Origin of the sequence: Mycolicibacter longobardus (genome assembly GCF_002102265.1) — a bacterium.
GTDB classification, from domain to species: Bacteria; Actinomycetota; Actinomycetes; order Mycobacteriales; family Mycobacteriaceae; genus Mycobacterium; species Mycobacterium longobardum.
The window spans coordinates 1-4,655 of the sequence record NZ_LQPG01000052.1 but is presented as its reverse complement, the minus strand read 5'-3'; the positions used below and the strand labels follow the sequence as shown (position 1 = coordinate 4,655).

The 4,655-nt window shown below is 68.7% G+C and carries 5 protein-coding genes; 4 read left to right on the top strand and 1 reads right to left on the bottom strand.

Annotated features, from left to right (window positions below; translation table 11 throughout):
- The 3 genes from resB to AWC16_RS21170 form a co-directional block, all read left to right on the top strand.
- Positions 1 to 1,611: cytochrome c biogenesis protein ResB (resB, locus tag AWC16_RS21180; RefSeq protein ID WP_234812373.1), on the top strand; the 1,611-nt coding region annotated here is incomplete at its 5' end.
- A complete protein-coding gene (gene ccsB / locus AWC16_RS21175; protein ID WP_085266685.1) occupies positions 1,612 to 2,589 on the top strand; it encodes a c-type cytochrome biogenesis protein CcsB in 978 nt (325 codons plus the stop codon).
- A 90-nt stretch (positions 2,590 to 2,679) separates the two neighbouring features.
- Positions 2,680 to 3,996 carry a MinD/ParA family ATP-binding protein gene (locus AWC16_RS21170; RefSeq protein WP_109561530.1) on the top strand — a complete coding sequence of 439 codons (1,317 nt, stop codon included), beginning with the start codon at positions 2,680 to 2,682 and terminating at the stop codon, positions 3,994 to 3,996.
- A gap of 16 nt (positions 3,997 to 4,012) precedes the next feature.
- Here the strand turns inward: AWC16_RS21170 and AWC16_RS23760 are convergent, their stop codons facing one another.
- Entirely contained in the window at positions 4,013 to 4,162 is a 150-nt protein-coding gene (locus AWC16_RS23760) for a hypothetical protein (RefSeq protein ID WP_109561529.1), read from the bottom strand.
- A 78-nt stretch (positions 4,163 to 4,240) separates the two neighbouring features.
- Between AWC16_RS23760 and AWC16_RS21165 the strand changes: the two genes are divergently transcribed.
- Positions 4,241 to 4,537: a DUF4229 domain-containing protein gene (locus tag AWC16_RS21165; RefSeq protein WP_234812372.1), complete on the top strand. Its 297-nt coding sequence runs from the start codon at positions 4,241 to 4,243 to the stop codon at positions 4,535 to 4,537.
- Positions 4,538 to 4,655 lie beyond the last annotated feature (118 nt).

The window sequence follows — 4,655 nt, the reverse complement described above, 5'->3', positions numbered from 1 at the left end:
CCCCCCTCACCGCGAGCAGACGCGAAAGCCCCCAAAATAGTGCGCTTTAGGGGCCCTTCGCGTCTGCTCGCGACACTGATGGCCCGGGTCCGCAACACCTGGCGGGCGCTGACCTCCATGGGCACCGCGCTGGTGCTGTTGGTCCTGCTCGCGCTGGCCGCCATCCCCGGTGCGCTGCTGCCGCAGCGCAGCTTGAATGCCGCCAAGGTCGAGGAGTATCTGGCGCTGCACCCGGTGCTGGGGCCGTGGCTGGACCGGCTGGAGGCTTTCGAGGTCTTCTCCAGTTTCTGGTTCACCGCGATCTATGTGCTGCTGTGCGTGTCGCTGATCGGCTGCCTGACCCCGCGCACCCTCGAGCACCTGCGCAACCTGCGTGCCGTGCCGGTCGCCGCGCCGCGCAACCTGGCCCGGCTGCCCAAGCACGCCGAGACGCAGCTGGCCGGTGACGCTCAAACGCTCGGCGCCGAGATGGCGGCGCGGCTGCCCGGCTGGCGGCGGATCACCCGCTCCGTCGAAAGCACCGTCGAGGTGTCGGCAGAGAAGGGCTATCTACGCGAATTCGGCAACCTGATCTTCCACTTCGCGTTGCTGGGGCTGCTGGCGTCCGTCGCGGCCGGCCGCATGTTCGGTTACGAGGGCAACGTGATGGTCATCGCCGACGGCGGGCCCGGATTCTGCTCGGCGTCCCCGGCCGCGTTCGACTCGTTCCGCGCCGGCGCCACCGTGGACGGGACCAAACTGCACCCGCTGTGCCTGCGGGTCAACGACTTCACCGCGAACTACCTGGCCTCCGGGCTGGCCACGTCTTTTGCCGCGCACATCGACTACCAGGCCGGTGACGACCTGCGCACCGACCACTGGCGCCCGTATCTGCTGGAGGTCAACCATCCGCTGCGGGTCGGCGGGGTGCGGGCCTACCTGCAGGGCCACGGCTACGCGCCCACCTTCACGGTGATCTTCCCGGACGGGCAGACCCGCACCCAGACGGTGCAGTTCCGCCCGGACAACCCGCTGACCCTGTTGTCGTCGGGCGCGGTGCGGTTCGACCCCCCGGCCGGGGTGTACCCGGACGCCGGTGAGCGCCGCAAGCACCAGATCGGCATTCAGGGGTTGTTCGCACCGACCGAACAGCTCGACGATCGGCTGCTGTCGTCGGCGTTCCCCGCGATGAACGACCCGGCGGTCGCTATCGACGTCTACCGGGGCGACACCGGACTCGACACCGGCCGGCCGCAGGGACTGTTCACCCTTGACTCGCGGCTGATCGGCCAGGGCCGGCTGACCAAGGTGGCCCGCTCCAACCTGAAGGCCGGGGAACAGATCCGCCTCGACGACGGCACCCGGGTGCGCTTCGACGGCGCGGTCCCGTTCGTCAACATCCAGCTGTCGCACGATCCGGCCCAGCTCTGGGTGCTGGTGTTCGCCATGACGATGATGGCGGGCCTGGTGGTGTCACTGGTGGTGCGCCGGCGCCGGATCTGGATCCGAATCACGCCGGGGGAGTCCAGTACGGTGAACGTCGAGCTGGGCGGGCTCGCTCGCACCGACAATTCCGGCTGGGGTGACGAGTTCGAGCGCTTGAGCACGAAGCTGTTCGGCAAGGAGACCTAGATGAACACGACCCACATCGACGCCGGGCTGGCGCGCTACTCCGACTGGGCGTTCACCTCGGCGCTGATCGTGCTGGTCATCGCGCTGCTGCTGCTGGCCGTCGAACTGGCCTACAGCCGCTCCCGCACCCCCGCCGAGGCCGAGCTGGTGGCAGCCGGGGGCGTGCGCGCCGACAGTGCCACCCCGGGCGTGGTGCTCCCCGCCCCGCGGCGGCCCTTGGATGAGCGGGTGGGCCGCGCCGGGCTGGCCCTGGTCTACCTGGGCATCGGCCTGCTGCTGGCCTGCATCGTGTTGCGCGGCGCCGCCACCCTGCGCCCGCCGTGGGGCAACATGTACGAGTTCATCAACCTGACCTGCTTCTGCGGGCTGGTTGGCGCCGCCGTCGCGCTGCGCCGGCCGCAATACCGCAGCCTGTGGGTGTTCGTGCTGCTGCCGGTGCTGATCCTGCTGACGGTCTCCGGGCGCTGGCTCTACGCCACGGCGGCACCGGTGATGCCGGCGCTGCAGTCCTACTGGTTGCCGATCCACGTGTCGGTGGTCAGCCTCGGCTCGGGGGTGTTCCTGGTGGCCGGGGTGGCCAGCATTCTGTTCCTGGTGCGCTCCTCGCGGCTCAGCGACCCCGACACTCCGGGTGCGCTGGCCCGGATGGTGCGCCGGCTGCCGGACGCCCAGACCCTGGACCGCATCGCCTACCGGACGACGATCTTCGCGTTCCCGGTGTTCGGTTTCGGGGTGATCTTCGGCGCGATCTGGGCCGAAGGGGCATGGGGTCGTTACTGGGGCTGGGACCCCAAGGAGACGGTTTCGTTCATCGCGTGGATCGTCTACGCGGCCTACCTGCACGCCCGGTCGACGGCCGGGTGGCGGGACTACAAGGCGGCGTGGATCAATGTCGTCGGCTTCGCGGCGATGATCTTCAACCTGTTCTTCGTCAATCTGGTGACGGTGGGACTGCACTCGTATGCCGGAGTCGGCTAATTCAGCTGACAGTTTCCTCTATGACGGCTGCGCTACCCTGCGGTTACCGATGTCCATCCACGACTCAACACCGTGACGGGGGAGATACCAGTGTCCGACCATGCACCCGGTGACGCCACCGCGGGCCACGACGTGACGGATCATCCGACCACCCAGTTTCGGCCGTATCAGCAGGCCGCCGGGGACGCCGACAGGCCAGCGGGGGCGTCGGACACCAGTTCGTTCAACCAGCAGGCTGAAAGCCAGGAGACCCGGTCATTCGGCGGATTCCGCACCGAGCGCCGGTTCGCCGAACCGGTCGACCCGTGGCCGGCGGCGCCTGCGGACACCCAGGCGCAGCAACAGTCGTGGAACAACGGCCCGGCGACCTGGGTCCCGCAGCCGATGGAGAACCCCGCTCCGGTCTACTTCGGCGGCGCCCCCGGCGGCGGCCAGGCGCCGTATCGCCCAGCGGAGCCCATCGCGCCGTTCTCGGACCTGTCCACCACCTCGCTGTTGCGGCAGGTCAAGCCGCCGCCCACCTCGGGTTGGCGCCGTCTGCTCTACGTGGCGTCCGGCAAGCTGATCAACGTCGGCGAGAGCCCGCGGACCGCTCGCTTCAACGACTTGGTGGTACAGGTGAACCGGCCGCTGCAGGGCTGTCACCGGATCGCGGTGCTGTCCCTGAAGGGCGGTGTCGGCAAGACCACCATCACCGCGACCCTGGGCTCCACGTTCGCGTCCATCCGGGGTGACCGGGTGGTGGCCGTGGATGCCAACCCGGACCGGGGCACGCTGAGCCAGAAGGTGCCGATGGAGACGCCCGCGACGGTGCGTCACCTGCTGCGCGACGCCGACGGCATCCAGCGCTACAGCGACGTCCGCAGCTACACCAACCAGGGTCCCAGCCGACTGGAGGTGCTGGCTTCGGAGAGCGACCCGGCGGTCTCGGAGGCCTTCAGCGCCGAGGACTACGCCAGCACGCTGCAGGTGCTGGAGCGGTTCTACAGCCTGGTCCTCACCGACTGCGGCACCGGTCTGATGCACTCGGCCATGTCGGCGGTGCTGGCCAAAGCCGACACCATGATCGTGGTCAGCTCCGGTTCGGTCGACGGCGCTCGCAGTGCTTCGGCGACGCTGGACTGGCTGGACGCGCACGGCCATGAGGAGCTGGTGCGCAACTCGATCGCCGTGATCAACGGGGTGCGACCGCGGGGCGGCAAGGTCGACATGCAGAAGGTGGTAGACCACTTCTCCCGGCGCTGCCGTGCGGTGCGGTTGATACCGTTCGACCCGCACCTGGAAGAGGGCGCCGAGATCGATCTGCTGCGGCTCAAGCGGGACACCCGCGAAGCACTCGTGGAGCTGGCCGCCGTCGTCGCCGAAGCCTTCCCGGGCGACGACAGGTTCAACCAGCACTTCGTCTAGATCGAGGTTTCGGCTCCTACGGCTGGCTGTCGCCGTGGCTGAGACGCCAGAGGAAATCCGGATCGTCATCCGGGCCGATCACGCGCGTCTTCGGCCGTGCACGTGCGGTGCGCAGCCCGATGTAGATCAGTGTTCCCAGGGTCAAAACGAGAAGCAGATAGAGCACTCGTGACCACCTCCCTGTCGCCGAATATACCGTTAGCGCCGTCAAACGCCCTCTGGCCCGCCAGTAGGCTTGAACACCGTGGTGAAAGGTCGGGGGCCGGTGGGCCGTGCGGTAGTGGATGTGGCGGTGTATGCGGCAGCCCGGCTGGCGCTGGTGGCCGCGCTCACGGCGGTGATCTACGCCCTCGGTCGTCTACTCGGGCTGACCGACTTCCCGCCGATCGTCGCGGCACTGTTGGCGCTGATCATCGCGCTGCCGTTGGGAATGTGGGTGTTCACTCCGCTGCGGAGGCGGGCCACCGAGAGTCTGGCCGTGGCCGGTGAGCGCCGGCGCCGTGAGCGCGAGGAGCTTCAGGCCCGGCTGCGCGGCGAGTAAACCGCCCCGCCCTGCGTTTGACTCTGCGCGTACCAGGCAAGAGTGCGCCTGAATTCAGGCGGTCGCTGCAACGAATGTGGACGGGTCTGACAGTAGTCGGTCGAGTTCTTCGGCGGGG

Bases quoted from the DNA above. Each gene is read 5' to 3' on its own strand.
- ccsB (WP_085266685.1), top strand. From the start codon at position 1,612: ATGAACACGACCCACATCGACGCCGGGCTGGCGCGCTACTCCGACTGG.